Annotated in this window: 17 protein-coding genes and 1 pseudogene; 15 read left to right on the forward strand and 3 right to left on the reverse strand. The window is 60.7% G+C overall.

Annotation, left to right across the window (positions count from 1 at the left end; translation table 11 throughout):
* The first annotated feature begins 76 nt into the window (after positions 1-76).
* From KW841_RS03945 to dapF, 10 genes are all read left to right on the forward strand, one after another.
* On the forward strand, positions 77-967 hold the full coding sequence (locus KW841_RS03945; RefSeq protein ID WP_218473736.1) for a LysR substrate-binding domain-containing protein: 891 nt from the start codon (positions 77-79) through the stop codon (positions 965-967).
* 332 nt (positions 968-1,299) lie between these two features.
* A complete protein-coding gene (locus tag KW841_RS03950) occupies positions 1,300-2,229 on the forward strand; it encodes an amidohydrolase family protein (protein WP_090183042.1) in 930 nt (309 codons plus the stop codon).
* A gap of 4 nt (positions 2,230-2,233) precedes the next feature.
* On the forward strand, positions 2,234-3,139 hold the full coding sequence (locus KW841_RS03955) for an amidohydrolase family protein (RefSeq protein ID WP_218473737.1): 906 nt from the start codon (positions 2,234-2,236) through the stop codon (positions 3,137-3,139).
* A 141-nt stretch (positions 3,140-3,280) separates the two neighbouring features.
* Complete coding sequence (locus KW841_RS03960) at positions 3,281-4,666, forward strand: UbiD family decarboxylase (RefSeq protein WP_218473739.1); 1,386 nt, start codon at positions 3,281-3,283, stop codon at positions 4,664-4,666.
* Positions 4,663-5,310, forward strand: a complete 648-nt coding sequence (locus KW841_RS03965) for a UbiX family flavin prenyltransferase (protein WP_218473741.1) — start codon at positions 4,663-4,665, stop codon at positions 5,308-5,310. Before KW841_RS03960 ends, KW841_RS03965 begins: the two co-directional genes overlap by 4 nt.
* A 74-nt stretch (positions 5,311-5,384) precedes the next feature.
* Positions 5,385-6,431 (forward strand): GTP-binding protein, encoded by a 1,047-nt coding sequence (locus KW841_RS03970; protein WP_218473743.1) that lies wholly within the window; start codon positions 5,385-5,387, stop codon positions 6,429-6,431.
* Between the two features lie 161 nt (positions 6,432-6,592).
* Positions 6,593-7,954 (forward strand): nucleobase:cation symporter-2 family protein, encoded by a 1,362-nt coding sequence (locus KW841_RS03975; RefSeq protein WP_218473744.1) that lies wholly within the window; start codon positions 6,593-6,595, stop codon positions 7,952-7,954.
* A 12-nt stretch (positions 7,955-7,966) separates the two neighbouring features.
* Complete coding sequence (locus KW841_RS03980; protein ID WP_218473746.1) at positions 7,967-9,355, forward strand: amidohydrolase family protein; 1,389 nt, start codon at positions 7,967-7,969, stop codon at positions 9,353-9,355.
* 82 nt (positions 9,356-9,437) lie between these two features.
* Positions 9,438-10,583: an XdhC/CoxI family protein gene (locus tag KW841_RS03985; protein ID WP_218473749.1), complete on the forward strand. Its 1,146-nt coding sequence runs from the start codon at positions 9,438-9,440 to the stop codon at positions 10,581-10,583.
* A gap of 470 nt (positions 10,584-11,053) precedes the next feature.
* Positions 11,054-11,872 carry a diaminopimelate epimerase gene (dapF, locus tag KW841_RS03990; RefSeq protein ID WP_218473751.1) on the forward strand — a complete coding sequence of 273 codons (819 nt, stop codon included), beginning with the start codon at positions 11,054-11,056 and terminating at the stop codon, positions 11,870-11,872.
* 182 nt (positions 11,873-12,054) lie between these two features.
* Here the strand turns inward: dapF and KW841_RS29565 are convergent.
* Positions 12,055-12,189 (reverse strand): annotated as a pseudogene (locus KW841_RS29565) (transcriptional regulator); the annotation flags it as partial.
* 306 nt (positions 12,190-12,495) lie between these two features.
* Between KW841_RS29565 and KW841_RS03995 the strand changes: the two are divergent.
* The 5 genes from KW841_RS03995 to KW841_RS04015 all read left to right on the forward strand — a co-directional run bounded on the left by KW841_RS03995 (position 12,496) and on the right by KW841_RS04015 (position 20,160).
* Complete coding sequence (locus tag KW841_RS03995) at positions 12,496-12,891, forward strand: hypothetical protein (protein WP_218473754.1); 396 nt, start codon at positions 12,496-12,498, stop codon at positions 12,889-12,891.
* Positions 12,892-12,990: 99 nt separating this feature from the next.
* A complete protein-coding gene (locus KW841_RS04000) occupies positions 12,991-13,389 on the forward strand; it encodes a hypothetical protein (RefSeq protein WP_218473756.1) in 399 nt (132 codons plus the stop codon).
* Positions 13,390-13,440: 51 nt separating this feature from the next.
* A complete protein-coding gene (locus KW841_RS04005) occupies positions 13,441-13,875 on the forward strand; it encodes a YeeE/YedE family protein (protein ID WP_218473759.1) in 435 nt (144 codons plus the stop codon).
* A 2-nt stretch (positions 13,876-13,877) separates the two neighbouring features.
* Positions 13,878-14,333, forward strand: a complete 456-nt coding sequence (locus KW841_RS04010; RefSeq protein WP_218473761.1) for a YeeE/YedE family protein — start codon at positions 13,878-13,880, stop codon at positions 14,331-14,333.
* 211 nt (positions 14,334-14,544) lie between these two features.
* The gene (locus KW841_RS04015) at positions 14,545-20,160 is read left to right on the forward strand and encodes a putative Ig domain-containing protein (protein WP_218473763.1); all 5,616 of its coding nucleotides are present in this window, start codon (positions 14,545-14,547) and stop codon (positions 20,158-20,160) included.
* A gap of 96 nt (positions 20,161-20,256) precedes the next feature.
* Here KW841_RS04015 and KW841_RS04020 read toward each other — a convergent pair whose 3' ends face one another.
* Both KW841_RS04020 and KW841_RS04025 read right to left on the reverse strand, forming a co-directional pair.
* The gene (locus tag KW841_RS04020) at positions 20,257-21,627 is read right to left on the reverse strand and encodes an HlyD family type I secretion periplasmic adaptor subunit (RefSeq protein ID WP_218473765.1); all 1,371 of its coding nucleotides are present in this window, start codon (positions 21,625-21,627) and stop codon (positions 20,257-20,259) included.
* Complete coding sequence (locus KW841_RS04025; RefSeq protein ID WP_218473767.1) at positions 21,620-23,341, reverse strand: type I secretion system permease/ATPase; 1,722 nt, start codon at positions 23,339-23,341, stop codon at positions 21,620-21,622. Before KW841_RS04025 ends, KW841_RS04020 begins: the two co-directional genes overlap by 8 nt.
* Between the last annotated feature and the right edge of the window lie 57 nt (positions 23,342-23,398).

Raw genomic sequence — 23,398 nt, forward strand, 5'->3', positions numbered from 1 at the left:
TGACCGATTATTGGAAGCCTTGGGAAAATCGGGCCAGCGACGATTTCTGCCATCCTGTGTAAGTAGGACTAACAGCATGTACAAGCGATACCCGTCGGTGCAGTCCATGAGTGCGTTCATCCAGGCGGCCCGCAGCGGCAGTTTTTCCAGCGCGGCACGCAAACTGGACCTGACCCACAGCGCCATCAGTCAGCAAATCCGAGCCCTTGAAGACTTCATCGGCCAGCCGCTGTTCGTGCGCGAAGGCGGTGGCAGCAACCTCACCGACGCCGGGCAACTGTTCGCCAGTGTGCTGTCCGACGGATTGGCGCAGATCGACCGGGCGCTGTCTTCGGTGAAAAACCGCAGCGTAGCGCAACGCCTGACCCTGGATGTCGACAGTGAGTTGGCCCAGAGCTGGCTCAACCCGCGCTTGCCGCAGTTGCTGGATCTGTTGCCCGATCATGAGGTGGTGCTGCTGTCGATGCCGCGCTCGGATCGCAGCGCGTTCGAGCGCGTGAACCTGGCCTTGCGCTACGGTTATGGCGAATGGGAAGACTGCGAGATGACGCAAATCTGCGGGGATCGGGTGATGGCGGTGGCGTCACCTGCGCTGCTTGAGCGCCATGGTTTGCAACTGCCGTTGAGTCCGGCGCAGATCCTTGAACTGCCGCTTTTGGGGTACACGCGGCGCTCGTGGATTCCGTGGCTGGATGCCGTTGGCAAGGAGCCCAACGAGCCACCGGCGCGGGTGGTGTTTGATAACGCGGCCAATCTGATCGCGGCTGCCGAAGCAGGAGTCGGCGCAGGACTGGTGCGCGGATTGCTGGCGGCGGACGCATTGCGCAGCGGGCGGTTGGTGGCGTTGAACGATGCGCAGATTGCAGCGCATTACAACCTGTACGCGGTGTGGCCACCGGGGCAGGCCGAGCGAGTGGCGCCGGTGGTTGAGGCGGTCAAGCAGTTGGCATTGCTTACACAGCACTGACGCCTTCGCGAGCAGGCTCGCTCCCACAGGGACAGAGGTGTCAACCCGATCTCTGTCACACCACAAAAACCTGTGGGAGCGAGCTTGCTCGCGATGAGGCCCGCCCAGTCAATACAAAGCCATATCCAACACATATCACCCCCTCGCCCAATTAATATTGTACGAACCCGACACCCCCTTCCAATACTTCCCCCCAAGCAGCCAGCGTCCCGAGCCGGATGCGACCAGGCGAGGAATGCGTGAGTCTTTGCGCATAGAAATGGCCGATTGCCCGGGACGTGGCTGCTGTGAACCGCAAGGTTCCCTACCCCGCTATCAGGAGATCGACTTCAATGATCATCGATATCAGCTGCTATCCCACGGATCTCGTGGACCTCGCCTGGAGGCATGACGGTGACCCGTTCACCGGCGAGCGTCTACTGGAGATGATGGATGGCCCGTACATGGTCAACGGCAAACCTCGCCGCATCGACAAAGCCTTCATCCAGCCCCCCCAGGGCAACACCATCTACACCTGGACCGACGGCGACCTGACCGGTCGCGAGTCCATCGACGCCTACATGGCCTACACCCTGAAAATGGTCCAGACCTACCCGGACCGCTTCATCGGCTGCTTCGTCTACAACCCGCGCTGCGGCGTGGAAAACGGCGTCGAGGCGATCGAGCGCTACGTCAAGGAACATGGCTTCAAGATGGTGCAGATGCAGGCCAACATGCACGCCTACCGTCCGGACCGCGCCCTGGACTGGGTACGCCCGGCCTTCGAGAAATGCGCCGAGCTGGGCATCCCGGTCAAGCTGCACACCGGCGACGGGCCCTACAGCATCCCGTCGGAATGGGTGCCGATGATCAAGGAGTTCCCCAACGTCGATTTCATCATGGCCCACTTCGGCGTACAGACCGGTGGCGTCTACGTGTTCGAACCGATGCAGTGGGCGATGGAGTTGCCCAACGTCTACTGCGAATCGGGCTGGTGCCTGCAATCGCGGATCGTCGAGTTCGCCAAGGTCCTGCCGACCCACAAAATCCTCTTCGGTACCGACACCCCGCCGAATGAGCCGGGCATGTGGCTGCGTCTGCTCGAAGTGTTGTGCCACGAGCCGCCGCAGGGTTTGAACCTCGATGAGGACACCCTGGAGGAGTACCTGGGCAACAACACCGCACGAATGATCGGCCTCGAACCGACCCCACCGCCCCGTTCCGTTTCCGAAGCAGAGGCGCAGCTCAAGCGCCCCGTCACCACGCAACTGGCCAGGAGCTGAACCGATGATTATCGATACCCATCTGCACCCCACCAATCTGGTCGACGAGGCCTGGCGCCACACCGGCGAACCCTTCACCGGCGAGCGCATGCTCAAGCTGATGGACGGCCCGTACATGATCAACGGCAAGCCGCGCCGCATCGACATGGGCTTCATCCAGCCGCCACCGGGCAACACCGGTTATCGCGACGGCAACCGCCGGGGTCGCGAGGGCGTGCGCGACTACATGTCCTATGTCGCCGAACTGTGCGTGAAGTACCCGGATCGCTTCATCGGCAACTTCAACTTCAACCCGCGCTGGGGCCCGGAAAACGGTGCGGCCGAGCTGGAATTCCATATCAAGGAATACGGTTTCAAGATGCTCAAGCTGCACGCCAACATGCATGGCTATCGTCCGGACCGGGCGCTGGACTGGCTGCGTCCGGCGATGAAAGTCTGCGCCAAGTACAACATCGTGGTGCTGATCCACACCGGGGACGGTCCGTATACCATCCCGACGATGTTCTACCCGATTATCCGTGAGTTCCCGATGGTCAATTTCATCATCGGTCACTTCGGTATCCAGACTGGCGGCAACTACTCGTTCGAAGCGTTCTGGATGGCCATGGACACGCCGAACGTGTACTGCGAATCCGGCTGGTGCTTCCAGTCGCGGATCGTCGAGTTCGCCAAGGATCTGCCGCGCAACAAGATCGTATTCGGCACCGACTCGCCACCGAACGAACCGGGCATGTGGCTGCGTGAATTGGAAGTGTTGTGCTCGCCGGCGCCGCAAGGCCTGGGCATCGATGAGGATCACCTTGAGGACTACCTGGGCAACAACATCGCCCGGTTGTGCGGCATCGAACCGACGCCACCTCCCAAGGACCTGATCGAGGCGGACCTTCGTCTGACCACGACGTACCTCTAGGTTCACGCATAACCCTTGTGGGAGCGGGCTTGCTCGCGAAAGCGCAGTGTCATTCAACAACGATGGTGACTGATCCACCGCTTTCGCGAGCAAGCCCGCTCCCACAGGTACGCACAGCACTGCTTTTCATGAGGTGAAACCATGACCCTCTCCACACTCGGCGATACCCAGGATTTTCACGACTTTCTAGACGCCTATCGCCGGCAATACCCGGACGATGTGCTCACCGTCCGGCAGTCCCTTTCAGCCGATCAGGACGTCACCGCCCTGGTCGATACCCTGGCCACCCAGGGCCGCGATCCGCTGCTGATCTGCGAAAAAGTCGGCAACTTCGGTTTGCCGGTAGCCACCAACCTGTTCGCCTCCCGCACCCGCATCGCCCGGATGTTCGGCGTTGCCCCGGCGCAATTGCACGAGACGTTCCAAAAACGCGCCAACAACCCCATCGCCCCACACTACGTGGAAACCGGTCCGGTGCTCGATGAAATCTTCGAGGGCGAAGCCGTGGACCTCGCACTGCTGCCGATGCTCAAGCATTTCGACAGTGATCGCGGCCCCTATATCACCAACGCGATCATCATTGCCGAAGATCCGGTCACCGGTATCGCCAACATGAGCTATCACCGCTCGATGCGCCATGCCCGACAGACCCTCGCCACCAGCCTGCACTCACGTGGTCACCTGTGGCGCATGCTGCAAACCGCCCGGGAGCGCGGCGAAGAATTACGCGTGGCCATGGTGGTCGGCGCACACCCGCTGTTCATGCTCGCCGCGGCGGCACGCTTGCCGTTCGGCAGCGATGAGCGCGAGGTGGCGGGCGGTTTGTTCGGTGCGCCGCTGGATCTGGTGAAAACCCCGCGCTACGGCATCGGCGTTCCGGCCTTTGCGGAGTTTGTCCTGGAAGGCGCCATTGATCCGACAGCCTATGCCGAAGAAGGCCCGTTCGGTGAGTTCAGCGGGTACTCCTCGGATCGCTCGACCAACAATGTGCTGCGGGTCGACACCCTGATGCGGCGCAAGGATGCCTGGCTGCTGGACGTGGTTGGCGGGCGCTACGCCGAACACCTGACCCTGGCGCGGCTGCCGCGGGAAGCGGAGATGAGCGAGAAACTCAAGGCACGCTTTCCGGCCGTCACCGCCGTTCACTACCCCAATTCCGGCACCCATTTTCACTGCTACGTCGCCCTGGACCAGAGCCGCGACGGCGAAGCGCGGCAGATAATGCTCGCGCTGCTCGGTTGGGACCCGTACCTGAAAACCGTGATCGCGGTGGACAGCGACATCGACATCAGCGACGACAGCCAGGTGCTCTGGGCGCTGGCCACGCATTTCCAGCCGCACCAGGACATCTTCGTCATCGACGGCTTGCCCGGCAGCCCGCTGGACCCGTCGTCCTCCATCAACGGCACCACCTCGCGCATGGGCCTGGACGCCACTCGCGGTTCAGGCTTCGACGGGATCAAGGCGCAGTTGGACCAGGACGTGGTCGAGCGTGCCCGCCAACTGCTCGCAGGCCTGCAATCATGAACCGCCAGCGCATGGTGGTCGGCATCAGCGGTGCATCGGGTTTCATCTACGGCGTGCGCCTGCTGCAATTGCTCGCCCAACTGGACATCGAAAGCCACCTGGTCATCAGCCGCGCCGCATTGCTGACCATGGCCCACGAAACCGACTACAAACTGGCCGACGTCACCGCACTGGCCAGCCATTACCACCGCACCGACGACGTGGCCGCCGGGATCGCCAGCGGTTCGTTCCGCTGCCTGGGCATGGTGGTTGCGCCCTGTTCCATGCGCACCCTGGCGGAAATCGCCACCGGCACCTCATCGGGCCTGATCGGTCGCGCAGCCGACGTCACCCTCAAGGAGCGTCGCACCCTGGTGCTGATGGCGCGGGAAACCCCGTTGACCCTCGCCCACCTGCGCAACATGACCGCCGTCACCGAGATGGGCGGGATCATCGCCCCGCCCGTCCCGGCCTTTTACGCCCGCCCGCAAGACCTTGCGCAAATGGTCGATCACAGCCTCGGCCGTATCCTCGACCTGTTCGGCCTCGACGCCGGGACCGCGTTGCGCTGGGGAGAACCCGACAAGCCTCCAGCCAAGTACAAAACATCTGGGAGCGAGCTTGCTCGCAATAGCGGTGGGTCAGTCGGCATCAATGCCGGCTGATATGGCCCCATCGCGAGCAAGCTCGCTCCCACAGTTGAAAGCACTCCGACCATTCAGTCATCAAGGAGCATCACATGAACACTCCATTCAACGCCCCGACCCCGAACACCAAAATCCCGGTGACCATCCTCACAGGCTTCCTCGGCGCCGGTAAAACCACCCTGCTCAACTACATCCTCAGGGAAAACCACGGCCGCAAGATCGCCGTGATCGAGAACGAATTCGGCGAAGTTGGCATCGACGGCGACCTGGTGCTCAGTTCCGAAACCGAAGAAATCTATGAGATGGTCAACGGCTGCGTGTGCTGCACCGCCGAGGTCCGCGAAGACCTGGTGCGTATCGTCCGTGAACTCGTGGCGCGCCCGGTGCGGCTCGACCATATCCTGATCGAAACCAGCGGCCTGGCCGACCCGTATCCGGTGGCACAAAGTTTTTTCATCAACGATCCGATTGCCGATGAAGTAGAACTCGATGCCATCGTCACCATGGTTGATGCCAAGCACATCGCTCAGCATCTGGAAGACCTGCAGCTCGATGGTGTAGACAACCAGGCGGTGGACCAGATCGTCTGCGCCGACCGCATCGTCATCAACAAGATCGATCTGGTCAGCGCCGCCGACGTGGCGTCCCTGACCGACAAGATCCGGGGCCTGAACGCCACGGCGGATCTGGTGACCTCCAGCTACGCCGAGATCGACTTGTCGAAAATCCTCGGCATCGGTGCCTTCGAGTCCACTCAAAAACTCATGGAGATCGGTGCCGAGCACGACCATCACGCCGATGAGCATCATCACGATCATGACGGCCCGGATCATGACCACGACCCAAGCGTGTCGTCGGTAGGCATCGCCGTGGATGGCGCGGTCAACCTGGGCGACTTCCACCGCTGGATCACAAAGCTGCGCATAGAACAGGCCAACAACCTGTACCGCATGAAAGGCGTGCTCGCGGTGGCCGATCAGGACCAGCGCTATGTCCTGCAAGGAGTGCATAGCCTGGTGGAGTTCCGTGCATCGACGTCCTGGGGCAACGAACCGCGCTCCAGCAAGATTGTGTTCATCGGCCGCGACCTGGACCGCGCAGCCCTGAACCAGGGCTTTGCCGCCTGCCTGGCAAGCTGAAAAAGGCATCGGAGCCGGTGGATGGCGGTTCCGGGCACATGAATGACGGGTGCCAGACAGTCAGGACACCATGAAACCTGTGGGAGCAATGGTGCTCCTGCGGTCGGCATCAGAACGAATACCCCTCTCTACCGAATAACAACAGCAAGAGGTGATTCCCCATGTCGTCAGCCAATACCCCTGCAACGCCCACCATCCACCCCGTCGACCGGATTCTGCCGGTACGGCAAATGCTTACCCTCGGCCTGCAGCACATGGCCGTCTCATACATCGGCGCCATCGCGGTGCCGTTGATTGTCGCCAGCGCCTTGAAGATGTCCCAGGCCGACACGGTGGTGCTGATCAGCACCACGCTGTTCTGCTCCGGCATCGCCACCCTGCTGCAAACCGTCGGTTTCTGGAAATTCGGCGTGCGCCTACCGATCCTGCAGGGCGTGGCGTTTAGCAGCGTGGGGCCGGTGATTGCCATCGGCAGCAATCCGGAAGTCGGTTTCGCCGGGGTCTGCGGCGCGGTGATCGGCGCGGGGGTTTTTACCATGCTGATGGCGCCGTTCGTGGGTCGACTGCGGCGCTTTTTTCCACCGGTGGTCACCGGTTGCATCGTCACCGTGATCGGCTTGCAGCTGTTTCCGATTGCCTATGAGTGGGTCGGCGGCGGACGGCATGCCAGCGACTTCGGCGCGCCGACGTACCTGGCTGTTGCGGCGGTGGTGTTGCTCAGCATCCTGCTGGTCAACCGCTACGGCAGCCCGATGCTGCGCAATATGGCGGTACTGGTGGGCATGCTGGTGGGTGCTGCGCTGGCCTACGGGCTGGGTATGGGCAGTTTTCACAGCGTGCAGGAGTCGCCATGGCTCACCGTGCCCTACCCGTTCTACTTCGGCCTGCCGACCTTCAGCCTGATCCCTATCGCCACCATGGTGGTGGTGATGATCGTGCAGATGGTCGAGTCCATGGGGCTGTTCGTGGCCATCGGTGACATCGTCGACAAACCGGTGGAAGAAAAACAGGTGATCAACGGCCTGCGCGCCAACGGCCTGGCCAGCACCATCGCCGGGATGTTTGCGGCATTTCCGTTCATTGCCTTCATGGAGAACGTCGGGCTGGTGATCCTCACCGGCGTGCGAAGTCGCTGGGTCGTCGCCATCAGCGGCCTGCTGATGTGCACGGTAGCGCTGGTGCCCAAGGCCGGCGCGATCATCGCCTCGATGCCGACCGCAGCCCTCGGCGGTGCCGGGATCGCCATGTTCGGCGTGGTCGCGGCGGCGGGGATCCAGACCCTGTCCAAGGTCGACTACGAGCGCAATCGCTACAACGTGCTGATCGTCGGCTTCACCATCGCCGCCGCCCTGGTGCCGGTGCTGGCCCCCGCCCTGTTCAAGCAATTGCCCGAGTGGTCGCAGCCTTTCCTGCACAGCAGCGTGGTCATCGCTTGCCTCGTGTCGGTGTTGCTCAACGCCACCCTTAACGGTGTCAGCGTGCCTGATGCCGCCGCCAGCAAATCCGCCACCCACAGCCTCTGACTGGAGCCGACCATGACTCAACTGCAAAACATCCTGATCAAGAACCCGCTGGCGGTCATGACCGGCCTGCGCGGCCCACGGGCTCGGGCCGGCGCCGTGGATATCCGCATCGTCAACGGGCGCATCGCCGAAATGGCCGCCGGCCTTGAAGCGCAACCCGGCGAGCGGGTGATCGATGCGCGCCACTCGGTGGTGTATCCGGGCTGGATCAACACCCACCATCACCTGTTCCAGAACCTGCTTAAAGCCGTCCCCGAAGGCTTGAACCAGGACCTGCAAGGCTGGCTGGCCAGCGTACCCTACCCGCGCCTCAACCGCTTCACGCCGCAACTGGCGCGGATCGCCGCACAACTGGGCATGGTCGAGTTGCTATTGTCGGGGGTGACCACCTGCGCCGATCACCATTACCTCTACCATGCCAACGGCACCACCGAGACCGGTGACCTGCTGTTCGACATGGCCGAGGAATTCGGCCTGCGATTCGTGCTGTGCCGGGGCGGAGCGCTGGAGTCGGCCAGCGCGCATCCGGGGTTCTCGAAAACCGCGCTGCAACCGGAAACCCTGGACCAGATGGTCGGTGACATCGAACGACTGAAATCCCGTTATCACCAGGACACCCCGGACGCCTTGCGCCGGGTGGTCGTCGCGCCGACCACACCGACTTTTTCCCTGCCGCCGACGCTGCTGCGGGAACTGGCCCACACCGCCCGGGGCCTCGGCTTGCGCCTGCACACGCACCTGTCGGAAACCCGGAACTACGTCAACTTCTGCCACGAGAAATACAACTGCCTGCCGGTGGAGTTCGTTGCCGAACACGAATGGCTCGGCCCGGACGTGTGGTTCGCCCACGCGGTGCACCTGCAACCGGGTGAAATCCGCATGCTTGCACAAACCGGCACCGGTATTTCCCACTGCCCGGTGAGCAATGCGCGCCTCGGCAGCGGCGTGGCGCCGGTACCGCAGATGTTCGAGGCCGGGGTGCCAATATCCCTCGGCGTCGACGGTGTGGCGTCCAACGAATCCGGGAGCATGGTTGGCGAGGTAAACACGGCGTGGCTGATACACCGCGCGGAGCAAGGCGCCTCGGCCACCACCGCCGAAGATGTCATTCACTGGGGCACGGCGGGTGGCGCACAGGTGTTGGGGTTGGGTGCGATCGGCACACTTGAGATCGGTCAGGCGGCGGACCTGGTGATCTATGGCCTCGACCATCCGCGCTACTTCGGCTTCCACGACATTGCCGTGGCGCCCGTGGTAGCGGGCGAGCCGATTAGGGTGAAGTACAGCCTGGTCGGTGGCCGGGTGGTGGTCGATAACGGTGTGATTCCGGGGCTGGATATGCAGCGGATGCGGGCCGAGGCGTGGGACGGGGTCCGGCAGTTGATGAATGTGAACGACTGACCGACCTGCCACACCTTTACTCCTGTGGGAGTGAGCAAGCTCGCTTCCACAGGGATCTCCATGATGCTCAGGATTTACTGCCATGTCTGGCCTCAATGATCTTCTACAAGCCATCGACTCCGCCGCCCAGGCGGGCGAAGAAACCATCCTCGCCACCGTGGTCAAGGTCGAAGGCTCGGCCTATCGCCGATCCGGCGCGCGCATGCTCATTCCCCTGCACGGTCGCACCATCGGCACCGTCAGCGGCGGTTGCCTGGAGCAGGACCTGGCGAAAAAAGCCTGGTGGCTGACCGACTCCGGCGAACCCGTGGTGCGCCGCTACAGCACGGGCGCCACTGAGGACGAAGACGATGAGCAAAGCTCGTTGACCTTCGGTTTGGGATGCAACGGCACGGTGTTCGTCTTGCTCGAACGCCTGCACGCGACATCCTCGTCACCCGTTATCGAACTGTTGCGCCGGGTGCGCGACAGCCAACAGCCGGCCGCCATGGCCACGGTGATTGGCACGTCTCGCAATGCCTCGGCGCGGGTCGGAGACCGCCTGCTATCCGACACCGATGGAACCCTGCGCAATCTACCGCTGAAAATTGCGATTCGCCACGATTTGCGCAAGACACTGGCGCAGAAAAAATCATCGATACGCCTCTACACCGACGCCCGTGGCGAAGTCGAAGTATTCTTCGAATACATCGCGCCGCCGCCGCGTCTGGTAATCTTCGGTGCCGGCCACGACGCCCAGCCGCTGGTACGCATGGCCAAACTGCTGAACTGGCATGTCAGTGTCATCGACAGTCGCAGCCACTTCGCCCGCCCCGAACGCTTCCCCCAGGCCGATGCCGTAATCTTTGCCAGCCTCGACAACCCATTCGACCTGCGCCCCCTGACCGATGGCGCCGCCGTCACCGTGATGACCCACAGCTATCGCCAGGACCGGCATTGGCTCGGGCAACTGTTGCAGACCTCTCCCGCCTACCTCGGCCAGCTCGGTCCGAAGGAGCGTACGCAGCGCTTGCTTGCGGAGATCGGTCAGGGGACGTGCGCCCTGCATTTCCCTATGGGCCTCGACCTGGGGGGCGATGCTCCGGAGAACGTGGCGCTGTCGATACTGGCGGAGATGACGGCGGTGATGAATCAGCGTCAAGGCGGGATGCTCAGGCATCGGCGCAAGCCGATTCATCAGGCGGATTTGCAGGTCAGTGAAAATCTGCACGGTCGGGTAGTCGTTTGACTATTGCACGTACAACAACACCTCCAGCACCGCCAACTTGTCCGGTTTGCGCATGATGAAGATCCGGCTCACCCGCCTTTCCAACGCTGTAGTCAGTGCGATTACATTCGTATATCTGGCCGCTGTTGAGCTTGCTCGCCCTGGTCACACTGTGGTCCGCGCAACGGGAGCCAGTCGTCATGGACGATGGCTGGTAACTGCCAGTAGTGAACGACCGTAAAGGGTTTGCTGCCCCTCGCGATAGGCACCGATCGGTCAAAAGCTGCCTGTGTTAACGGGCAGTAAACGGCCAACAGCCGCCGCTCGCTCAGTGGGCCGGCAATCGTTGCTCGCGTCCCTTCAAGATATCGAGCGCCTAGTTCTGAAAAGCGCTGATCAGGCTAGACTCATCCAACTTGACAAAGGGCTTCCAATAGAACTCGATCCCATTAAACATCATCCATCTCATTCCCCATCGCCAGGACTTATTCATGCCCCTGCCTTTTCACAAGATGCACGCCAATGGCGATGACTTCGTCATTGTTGACGCACGCAAGATGGCCAATCCGGTGACCAGTGCGCTCGCTCGTCGAATGGGTGATCGCAACCGGGGCATCGGGTTTAATCAACTGGCGGTGGTGCTTGATTGCGACGATGCCGATGCGCGACTGGAATTCTGGAATGCCGACGGCTCCACGCTGGATGTCTGTGGCAGCGCAACCCGGGGTGCCGCAGACCGATTGATGCGCGAGTCGAACGCGACTTCGATAGGGCTGCGAACCAGCCGCGGTCTTTTGACTTGCGAACGAATGTCCACTGGTGTCATTTCCGTCAGCATGGGAGAACCACGTTTCGGTTGGTTGGACATCCCCCTGACTCGCGAGTTGGCTACGGCTGCTCTGCCACTGGCGGGTGACCCGGCCGCTTGCAACATGGGAAATCCGCACTGCACCTACTTTGTGGAAGATCTGGCGGCGGTCGATGTGGCGACAATCGGGCCGGCCATAGAAACCGATCCCCTGTTTCCCCTCCGGACGAACGTGCATTTCGTACAGATCATCGACCGAACGCGCATTCGCCTGCGTATTTGGGAGCGCTGGGGTGGTATTCCGCTGGGTTCTGGTTCCTGCTGCTGTGGTGCCGTGGTCAATGGAATACGCCGTGGCCTGCTGGACCACTCCGTTGAAGTGGAATGTGATGGCGGAACCGTCACGGTTGAATGGGATGGTGTGGGGCCGGTTGTTCTTATTGGGCCGGTAGAATCGGTTTTCTCGGGAATCATCACCGACACTCAGCTACAGGTTGTGTAGCTGCAGGTATCGAGCAGTTCAATTCATGGGCGATTGAAGGTGTTGGTGACGGGCAGGTTTTGGCCGATTTCTGCATGTCGTGACGGACAGTAAGCGTCCTAAAGCGGTTGCCACACGTCTCGCGAAGTCTTACTTCTATGGAGCTGCTCGCCAGAGATACCACGATAAACGAGCTACCTACCACCGGAATGCGGGTTTTTGTACACCTTAACGGAGCGAGCCTTCCGGGTGCCTTTGGTCTCTGCGGCTGCAGGGATACGGCGGGTAACGGACTGAGGATCCAGGATGGCGACGATATTGCGGAGGCTGTAACCGTGAGAGTTCGGGGAGGCGTGACTAGGAATGTCGTGGAAACTGGCGCTATGAACATAAATCGATGAACAGGCGAGTTAATTCCGAGAACATTGAGTCTGTAATCTCGGGCCCGCGAGCCACTTATGAACATCTGACATCGCCCACTTGTTAAATCAGATGTTATTTTGAAATGGTCAACGTAGACCTTACATTTCACCACATCACAAGAGCCGACACCCGGCGGCATAAATTGACGTGGATCAACCGTGACACTTCGATGTGCTGTATGTTGAAAAATCAAACCCGCTAATCAGTACCGGAGATTCTCCATGTTCTGGTTTCGCCATCGTCAACCAACGTTCATATGCCTCGCCATCGTGCTGTGGTTGTTAGCGTTTGGTGTGGCAGCGACCCAGGGATGTCTGGCACAGCCAAGCCATAATCCGGCTACAACACATGTCTCACTGAACACTGCGCAAGATCATGAGAGCCACGAAGCCCATGCCCTGGGCTGCCTTCAGCACTGCGCCGATGCGGCGATAGCTGTAAGTCCTTCGCTCCATCTTCAAACATTTGATCTGTTCAGTTGGACGTTTCTGTTACTGATCCCTGCGTTGCTGATTTTGTTTCCCGCCAATCCCTCCGCTTTTGCCTTTCTTGCATTACGGCGCCCTGTACCGGCCAGACCACCTGCCCGCCTGATTTTCGTCCGTTTCAACGATTAATCCGACCTTTTGCGCGCCGATCTTCGGCGCATTGTCCGACTGCGCCAACCTGGTGCGGCCTGGTGTTACCTGAGTTGTCATCACCCTTTGGAGATTGCCATGCATGCCTCACTGAAAATTATCCTCGCCACCCTGCTGACCAGCAGCCCACTCATCGCCTCGGCAGTCGACGAGCATCACCCTGAGCAAGGGCAGACCGCGTCCGGCCAGACGAGCAAAACAGCTACGCCGATGCCAAACAATGTCATGACCGAGCAAATGCAAAAAATGCAGGCTGCACACGACAAGGCAGTCGCAGCCAAGACCCCTGCCGAGCGACACGCCGCCATGCAGGAGAGCATGAAGACGATGAAGGACAGCATGGCCATGATGCATAAGAACTGTCATGGCATGGGCATGGACGGCAACAAAGACGGCATGGAGATGGGAATGATGAACATGATGATGAAAATGATGGATCAGCAATCGAGCATGATGAACATGCCGATGAGCAAGTGACGCGCACAAGCCTGTAGACAATGTAGCGACGGTTTACGATAGGTGGTCGCCATGATCGATCTGAACCATTTCACACCGCTGAGCGCTCTGATTGGCGGCCTGTTGATAGGCACTGCCGCTACCCTGTTCGTGCTGTTTAATGGGCGCATCGCCGGCATCAGTGGCATTGTCGGCGGTTTACTGCGCCCGTTGGCTGGTGATGTCGCGTGGCGCATAGCATTTGTACTGGGGCTGCTCATGGCTCCGCTGCTTTACCGCCTGAATGCACCACTGCCTACGTTGCAGATCGATGCTGGTTATCCGCTATTGATTGTCGCCGGGATGTTGGTCGGCATTGGCACACGCTATGGGGCTGGCTGCACCAGCGGTCACGGCGTCTGCGGCCTTTCGCGCTTGTCGCCGCGTTCAGGGGTGGCGACTGCAGTGTTCATGAGTGCCGGGTTTGCCACCGTCTTTGTGGTTCGCCACCTTCTGGGAGGGAATTGATCATGGCACTCTTCTTCGCCTGGATTTGCGGGCTCATATTTGGGGTCGGTTTGCTGGTTTCAGGCATGACAAACCCCGCCAAAGTGCTGGGGTTCCTGGACCTGACCGGGGTGTGGGATCCCTCGCTGGCATTCGTCATGGCCGGTGCCATTGCCGTGGCTACCCTGGGCTTTCGGGTGGCAAGAAAGCGAACGCGATCACTGCTTGGCTTGCCGATGAATCTGCCCACAGCTCGACACTTCGACCGACGCCTGATCATCGGCAGCCTGCTATTTGGGTTCGGTTGGGGATTGGCCGGGATTTGCCCGGGCCCCGCTCTGGTGCTGTTGGGCTCGGGCATTTTCAAGGGTGCGGTGTTTGTCGTGGCCATGCTGGCCGGCATGGCGCTATTCGAATGGTTTGAGCGACAAAACCGTCGTGGGTCGTCGCCTCCAATTTCCGTGGGTAAAGCCACCTGAGTTTTACCTGGGAGGACGCACTGTCCACGGTTAGAGTCAAAATAAAGTTGTTTCCATAAAAGATCGTTCAGACCGCTGATCAGTAATATCTGTTTTTTGACGTGCTTCCGATATGCGGTCACAACTTTAGCCCACCTCCGAGTCCTAACAAGCTGTTCGTCGATGGAATATTGGCGTGCGCCGCTATTTAGACTGATACGGAGATAAGTTAATGATTTTCAACGTACAAAGTTTTGGCGCTAAAGGCGATGGGATTACCGACGACACGGCCGCGATACAGAGTGCGATTGATGCCGCGGCTGTCGCTGGCGGTGGCCAGGTGTACATGCCGACCGGGACCTATATCGTTTCCGCAGGCGCGGAGCCCTCTGACGGATGCCTGATGCTCAAGAGCAACGTCTACCTGTACGGCGACGGCATGGGCGTCACCAACGTCAAAGTGGCTGACGGTTCGGATACCAAGATCACGGGGGTTATTCGCTCCGCTTATGGCGAAGAAACCCACGACTTTGGTGTCAGCAACCTCACCATTGATGGCAATCGTGACAACACAACGGGCAAGATCGACGGTTGGTTCAACGGCTTCATTCCCGGCGTAGAAGGCTACGACTCCAACGTCACCCTCGACAGTGTCGAAATCAAGGATTGCTCCGGGTACGGTTTCGACCCCCACGAGCAGACCGTCAACATGGTCATCAAGAACAGCGTGTCCCACGGCAATGGCCTGGACGGCTTCGTCGCTGATTTCCTGAGCGACAGTACCTTTGAAAACAACATCGCCTACGACAACGACCGGCACGGTTTCAACGTCGTTACCAGTACCCACGACTTCACCCTGACCAATAACATTGCCTACAACAACGGCGGTAATGGCATCGTCGTGCAGCGCGGCAGCGAGGACATCCCCTCCCCCAGCAACATAACCATCACCGGTGGCGAGGTGTACGGCAACGGCGCCGAAGGGGTGCTGATCAAGATGTCCAGCGAGGTGACTGTCAGCGGCGTCGATATTCACGACAATGCCAGCGCCGGGGTTCGCATCTATGGCAGTAACCACGTTGAAATCACCGACAACACGCTCCACAACAATTCACTGGGCAGCCCCGTACCGGAAATCATCATCCAGTCCTACGACGACACCCTGGGCGTGTCAGGCAAGTACTTCAACGGCAGCGACAACATCATCCAGGGCAACATCATCAGCGGCAGCAACCTCTCGACCTACGGTGTTGCAGAACGCAATGAAAACGGCACGGATCGCAATGCCATCATCGGCAATACCATCAGTCACACCAGCAATGGTGTCACGTTGATCTATGGTGACGGCAGCTACGTCAGCGACACGGTGCCCATGACCACTGTGCAGGGTACGGCTGGCAACGACACCCTTTTGGGCAGCGCCGAAAGCGAGATTTTCTACGGCGGGGCCGGCAACGATACGATCAATGGCGGGGCCGGTGGCGACATTCTGGTGGGCGGTGCGGGCATCGACAAACTCACCGGTGGTACCGGCGCCGATACGTTCCGTTTCGCCGCTCAGTCCGACAGCTACCGCAATGCAACCGCAAGCTTCGATGACACCGTGACCGACTTCGACGTCACCCAGGACAAGATCGACCTGGCCGACCTGGGCTTCACCGGCCTGGGTAATGGCCGTGGTGGCACCCTGCAGGTCAGCTACAGCGCCAGCAACGACCGCACCTACATCAAGGACTACGATGCCGACGCCAGCGGCAATCGCTTCGAGTTGATTCTCTCGGGCAACCTCGCCAGCACCCTGACCGCCAGCAACTTCATTTTCAATCGGGTGGTCACCGGCACCAGCGCCAGTGACACATTGCTGGGCAGTGATTCGGCCGACACCCTGCTCGGCCTCGCAGGAAACGACAATCTCAGTGGCGGCGCGGGCGACGACAAGCTCGACGGCGGCGCCGGGATGGACAGCCTCACCGGTGGCGCCGGGGCGGACACTTTTGTGTTCTCCAATCGTCTGGACAGTTACCGCAACTACAACACCGGCGGAGCCAACCTTAGCGACCTGATCACCGACTTCGATGTCAGCAACGACAAGATCGACCTGTCGGCCATCGGATTTACCGGCCTGGGGGATGGCAAGAACAACACCGTGTACCTTGTGCTCAACAGCACCGGCACCAAGACTTACATCAAGTCCTTGACTGCCGACGCCAATGGCAATCGTTTTGAGGTGACGCTGGCCGGCAACTACCTCGACAAACTGACCAGCGCCAACTTCGTCTTCGCCACGTCGTCACCAACCAACCAGGCGCCGGTGCTGGCCACGCCGCTGCCGGATCAGAACGCGACCGAAAGTACAGCGTTCAGTTACGTGGTCCCGGCCACCAGCTTCACCGATCCGGATAACGACAGCCTCAGCTACACCGCCAAGCTGGCCAATGGCAGCGCCCTGCCCGGTTGGCTGACATTCGATGCCGCCACTCGTACGTTCAGTGGCACACCCAGCGACACCGCGTCGGGCACTTACTCCATCCAGGTCACCGCCACCGATGGCAGCAACGCCACCGTCAGCGACAGCTTCACCCTCGCCGTGCAGGACGTACCCGCGGGCCCCACGGTGATCAATGGCACCCCGAACAACGACACGCTCACTGGCACCGCAGCCAACGAGCAACTGCAAGGTGGCGCAGGTAACGACACGCTCAATGGTGGCGCGGGCAACGACATCCTGATCGGTGGCACCGGGGTGGACAAGCTCACCGGCGGCGCGGGGGCCGATGTGTTCCGCTATACCTCGAAACTCGACAGTTATCGCACCAGTTCCACGAGCGTCAGCGACCAAATCCTCGATTTCGATGTGACCGCCGACAAGATCGATGTCTCGGCACTCGGCTACACGGCGCTGGGCAATGGTCTGAACGGTACGCTGCAACTGACCTACAGTGCGTCGACCAACCGTACTTACCTCAAGGATCTCACCGTCGACGCCAACGGCAATCGCTTTGAGTTGTCGATGGCGGGCAATCTGGTGAGCAGCCTGACGGCGAGTCATTTTGTCTTCGCCGACCAGAACACTTCAAGCAATGTGGCGCCAGTGGTGGCCATTCTCCTGCTCGACCAGAACGCCACCGAAAGCACGCCGTTCAATTACACCGTGCCCCATGACAGTTTCACCGATGCCGACCAGGATGCGTTGGTCTATACCGCGACCCTCGCCGACGGAAGCGCTCTGCCCACATGGCTGAGCTTCAATGCCACCAGCCTGACGTTCAGCGGCACGCCGATCAGCACTGCGGCCGGAAACTACAGCGTACTGGTCAAGGCCACCGATCCTTCAGGTGCCTCGGTCAGCGACAGCTTCGCCCTGACGGTGGCTGATGCGCCAGCCAGTACCCTCGCCGGCACAGATAATGCCGATACGCTCAACGGCACGGCAGGTGCTGACCTGATCCTGGGCAAAGGTGGCAATGACACGATCAAGGCTGGCACCGGAGCAGACATCATCGACGGTGGTGCCGGACGCGACTCGCTGTATGGCGGCGATGGGGCGGACACCTTCCGCTACACCAACGCGCTCGACAGTTACCGCGATTACGACGTCGGCGGCATCACTGCCACCGACACGATTTATGACTTCACTGCTGGCGTCGACAAGATCGATGTGTCGGGCCTGGGCTTTCTCGGTCTCGGCGATGGCAGCAATCACACGCTGTACATGACCCTCAACGCGGCCGGCGACAAGACCTACATCAAATCCGCCGACGCGGATGCCAATGGCAACCGTTTTGAAATCGCTCTCAACGGCAACTACCTCAACACCCTCACCGCCAGCGACTTCGTGTTTGGCGAGCGCGCCCAACAGGACATTCTCTACCTGCCCACGCTCGGTCAATCCAATGCGCGCCTGCTGCGCATGACAGAGGATGACGATCAGTCTGGCACCTCGATGCTGGTCAAAGACCTGGACCGCTACACCCCCTATGACGTACGCAGCCAGTTCACCGATGCCGACGGCAACGGCATCGACATCGCGGTGGGAGGTAGCACGGTCAACGGCCTGTCGACCCTGAGCGCCGAAGAGCTCAAGTTGTGCTGGTGGTTGACTGACACCAACCAACCAGGACCTGCACTGTTGCGTGCCGTCGCGTTGCTGGGGGACCAGCTCGCCGAACTGCAATCGATCGATAACGTCACCATGGGCATCATTTGGGGCCAGGGCGAGGAAGCTGCCCAGGAGATCGCGCGTGCCACGGACAAAACCGCGGCGGCCGCTGCCTACAAGGACGCCACCCTGAAGGTGTTCGATTACCTGCATGCCCAGTTCGGCAACTTCAACGTGTACATCATGGAAACCGGCCACTATCAGGAGGATGCGGCACGTGCCCGGGGCTATTCCGAAGAAAAGATCGCCTCCATCGTCGAGGGCGTAGGCTATGTTCGCGCCGTCCAGGAAGCCATCGCCACCGAACGCGCCGACGTCAAGCTGGCGGTGGACTACACCGACCTGCCCTTGCGCTACGAAGTCGATTCGCTGGTGTATCCCGATGACGTCTGGCACCTGCACGAGGAATCGGCGGAAATCGTCGGCCAGCGCCTGGCCGACTACATCGCCACAGACCTTGGCTTTCAAGGCAACCCGGACGACAACAATAGTGTTCAGGACATTTTCGACAACGCTCAGAACCAGGGCGGCATGATCTCCGGCACTGACCAGGCCGATACCCTGGTGGGCAGTTCGGGCAATGACACACTGGATGGCGACTTGGGCGCCGACTCCATGACCGGTGGTGATGGCAACGACATCTATCTGGTCGACAACGCGTCCGACAGCGTGGTGGAAACCAACCCCTCGGCCTCGCAGATCGATACGGTGCAGGCATCAGTCAGCTGGACCCTGGGCGCCAATCTCGAGAACCTCGTGCTCACCGGTGTCTCGGATATCGACGGCAGCGGTAACGCGCTGCGCAACTTCATCACCGGCAATGCCGCCGCCAACGTGCTCAATGGTGGCGCAGAGGCCGACAGCATGAGTGGTGGTGATGGCAACGACACTTACTATGTCGACAACGCCAACGACAGCGTGATCGAGACCCAGGGCAACGTGTTGCCTGGAGGGATCGACAGTGTGCGCAGCAGTCTGGGGACCTATACCCTGGGCACGAATGTCGAGAATCTGTACATCGAGAGTCCGGGCGCCGCCAATGGCACGGGCAACGCGTTGGACAACACGCTGTTCGCCGCAGCCGGCAACAACGTGCTGGACGGGCGCGAGGGAAATGACACCGTGTCTTTTGAACGCGCTCTGTCCGGTGTCACCGCCAACCTCTCGACCTCAGTGCAACAAAACACCGGGGGATCGGGGCTCGACACCTTGAAATTCTTCGAAAACCTGACGGGAAGTGGCTACGCAGACAGTCTGTCGGGCAACAGCGCCGCGAACGTCCTGAACGGCGGTGCAGGCAATGACACGCTCGTGGGTGGTTCCGGCGATGATCGGTTGATCGGCGGTGCAGGCACCGACAATCTCACCGGTGGCACTGGCGCGGATACCTACGCATTTGGTGCGCTGTCGGACATGGGCGTCGGTGCTTCGCGTGATGTGCTCAACGGTTTCAAGAGCATCGAAGGCGATCATCTGGACTTCTCCGGCCTGGACGCCAACCCGTTGACCGGCACTGTCGATGCCTTCACCTTCATCGGCAGCAACGCTTTCGACCCTGCCAACGCCACCGGCCAAGTGCGCTTTGCCGAAGGCATTCTCTACGGCAGTGTCGACGCCGACGCCACCCCCGAGTTCGAATTCGCACTGCTGGGCGTCAAGGAGTTGCACGCCAGCGATTTCACCGCCTGAGTCCAGGCCATAATCGCTGAAAGCAGGCCTGCCCGCTCCTAACGTTTAAGGATTCTGTAGGAGCAAGCTCGCTCCTACAGTGACGAGGATAGCCGCTCATTCCTCTTTGAAGGCTGCGAGCAAGCGTTCGCGCAAAGGTTTCATCAGGTAGTTCATCAAGGTACGCTCGCCCGTGACCACCGTGACATCGGCAAGCATGCCCGGCCGCACCGGCAGGCCGGCGGCCTGTAGCGACACAACGGTATCTGCGGGAATTTCGACCTTGGCGGAAAAGTACGGCTGGTGAGTCTGTTCATCGATCAACTGGTCCGCCGACACCGTAGTCACCGTCCCGGTGACAGTCGGGGTATCCACCCGTTGCAGCGCAGTGAAGTGCACGTGCACCGGCAACCCCGGACGCAACTTGTTGGCCATCAACGGCTCGAAACGCGCGGTGATCGCCATCGGCGCATCCAACGGCACCACCTGCATCAGGGTTTGTCCGGCCTGGGCAACGCCGCCAATCGTATGAATGTTCACGTCCATGACCTGTCCGGACACCGGCGCGCGGATCGTACCGTTTTCGACTTCAAACTCAAAGGCACTGATCTGATCGGCAAAAGCTGACGCCTCGGCGGAGACTTCACTGAGCTGGATTTCGGCATCGCGGCGAAACTCCTGCTGCGCCTGCAAGGCCTTGACCCGACCTTCATTGATCGACTGGCGAGTCCTGCCGGCATCACCTATCACGGAGGCAATCTGCCCGGCCAATTGGGCGGCGTTGCGCTCGGCCTCGAAGAGCTTGTTGCGCGGGACATAGCCCTCATGTGCCAAAACACGCAGGCCTTCCAGCTCCTGCTGCTGGAAGCGCATCTGCGTTTCGTAGTTGCGCTTGACGCCTTCATATCCGATCAGTTGCTGCTGCAATGCGGCGGTTTCGTGTTCGATGATCTGCAAGCGACTGGCCAATTCTGCACGCCGGGTCGCAAATAACTGGCTCTGCAAGGCCATGGCTGCCTTGAGCCGCGGCTCTTCAGCGTGTTCCAGCAAGTCAGGGGGCCATTGGATCTCGGCGGTGCCCAGGCGCTCGGCAATCAAGCGAGCCTCGACGCTGCGATCATTAAGCAATTTGCCCCGGGTCACGTCCAGTTGTGACTGCGCTTGCACCGTGTTGAGTTGCACCAGCAACTGGCCTTGGGTGACGCGGTCGCCATCACTGACCAGCAGTTTTTCCACCACGCCACCGACCAACGACTGCACCGCTTTGCGTTCGCCCGCTACTACTACGGTGCCACTGCCTACGACACCCTGATCGAGCGGCGCCAGGCAGGCCCAGAGCAGGAAGCCACCCAGTGCCAGGGCCAGGAAGCCCACGCCATATCTTGCCGCGCTGCCCGCGTCGGTATTGGCACCTGGCAGCATGGGCTTATCACGTACGCTCGGTCGTTGTTCGCTGTACATCTGTGTGCCTGGGGTCAGATCATGCATCTTCGCCAGCCTCCTTGATCGCTGCCGGTCTCGGCCCCGCAAGCAATGCCTTGAGCACCCGGTCCCGTGGACCGAATGCTTGTTGAGTGCCGTCCTTGAGCACGAGGATGTGGTCAACCACCGCCAGTACACTAGGCCGGTGCGTAATCAGCACCACGGTGCTGCCAGCGGTCTTGAGCGCACCGATCGCCTGGACCAGCGCCAGCTCTCCGGCTTCATCGAGATTGGAGTTCGGCTCATCGAGCACGATCAGCGAAGGGAGTCCATAGAGTGCACGGGCCAGGCCGAGGCGCTGTTTCTGTCCCCCGGACAATCCCAGCCCGCCGGGGCCCAACGGCGTGTCGTAACCTTTGGGGAGCCTCAGGATGATCTCGTGTATGCCAGCATGACGCCCCGCCACGATGATCTTGTGAGCGTCCTGCTCACCGAAGCGGGCAATATTGTCGGCCACCGTGCCGTCGAACAGCTCTATGTCCTGCGGCAAGTAGCCCAGGTGCGGGCCCAAGGCGTCGTGAGACCATTGGCTGATCTCGGCGTTATCGAGGCGCACCGACCCGCCCATGGCTGGCCAGACCCCGACCAGCGCCCTGGCCAGTGTTGACTTTCCACTGGCGCTGGGCCCGACAACGCCGAGCACGTCACCTTTGACCAAATTGAAATTGATCCCCCGCAGGATCGGTTGCGAGGCACCGGGCGGGCCGACATACAACTGCTCCACATGCACCGCGCCGGTGGGCGGCGGCAACGGCATGCGCAGGCGCTCGCCTGGATGCCGGACAAGGAGTTGGCTGAGGCGCTGGTAACTCTGGCGGCCGGAGTTGAATTGCTTCCACGAGCCGATGGCGATTTCCACGGGGGCCAGGGCGCGCCCCAATAGCAGCGACATGGCGATCATCATGCCCGCCGACAATTGGCCTTCGAGCACCAACAGCGCGCCGAGCCCCAGGGCCAGCGATTGCCCGCAAATGCGTACGAAACGAGTCATCGACGTGATGCGCGCGCTACGGTCACTGGCATGGGCCTGGGCCGCTACGATGCGCTGCTGCAGCAGGCTCCAGCGCTGACGCAATGGCCCGAGCATGCCCAGGGCCTGGATGACTTCGGCATTGTGGAACGTGCTGTTGAGATAAATCGACGACTGCACACCCAGTCGATTGGCTTCGTCCAGGCGTGTTCGAGTCGCCCATTCCCCCCACAGAGCCAGGCCGACCAGTATCAGGGCCAGAACCAGCGTCAGCACGCCAAACCATGGGTGAAAGATGAACGCTATCAGCAAAAAGATCGGCAACCATGGCGCATCGAGCAAGGCAATCAGGCCCTGGCCGGTGATCAGCTGCCGCAGTGTCGCCAGATCGGTGAGCACCTGGGCCGGGTTGGCATCGTGCTCGCGAAGGCTGCGGGCGAAAGCGGCGTCGAAAAGCCGCTCGCCCAAGGCTTCGTCGAGCCCCGCGCTCATGCGAATCATCACCGCGCCACGAACCCACTCGATCAAGGCGCTGAACATGAACAACCCCAGCGCAATCAAAGTAAGCATGAACAAAGTGGTTTCGTTACGACTGGTAAGGACCCGGTCGTACACCTGCATCATGTAGAGCGACGGCACCAGCACCAACAGGTTAATCACGCCACTGAACAGCGCCAACGACCAAAACACCCGGCGGTAGCTTAATAACGCGGCGTCAATGTCATGACGCGGATCGAGAAAAAAACCCATAGAAGATTGCTCGCTTAAGAAAGAGTCGGTCCAGGACGCAATCCATCGCGAGCGTTT

Origin of the sequence: Pseudomonas sp. PDM28, assembly GCF_019219115.1 — a bacterium.
Taxonomy (GTDB): domain Bacteria; phylum Pseudomonadota; class Gammaproteobacteria; order Pseudomonadales; family Pseudomonadaceae; genus Aquipseudomonas; species Aquipseudomonas laurylsulfatiphila.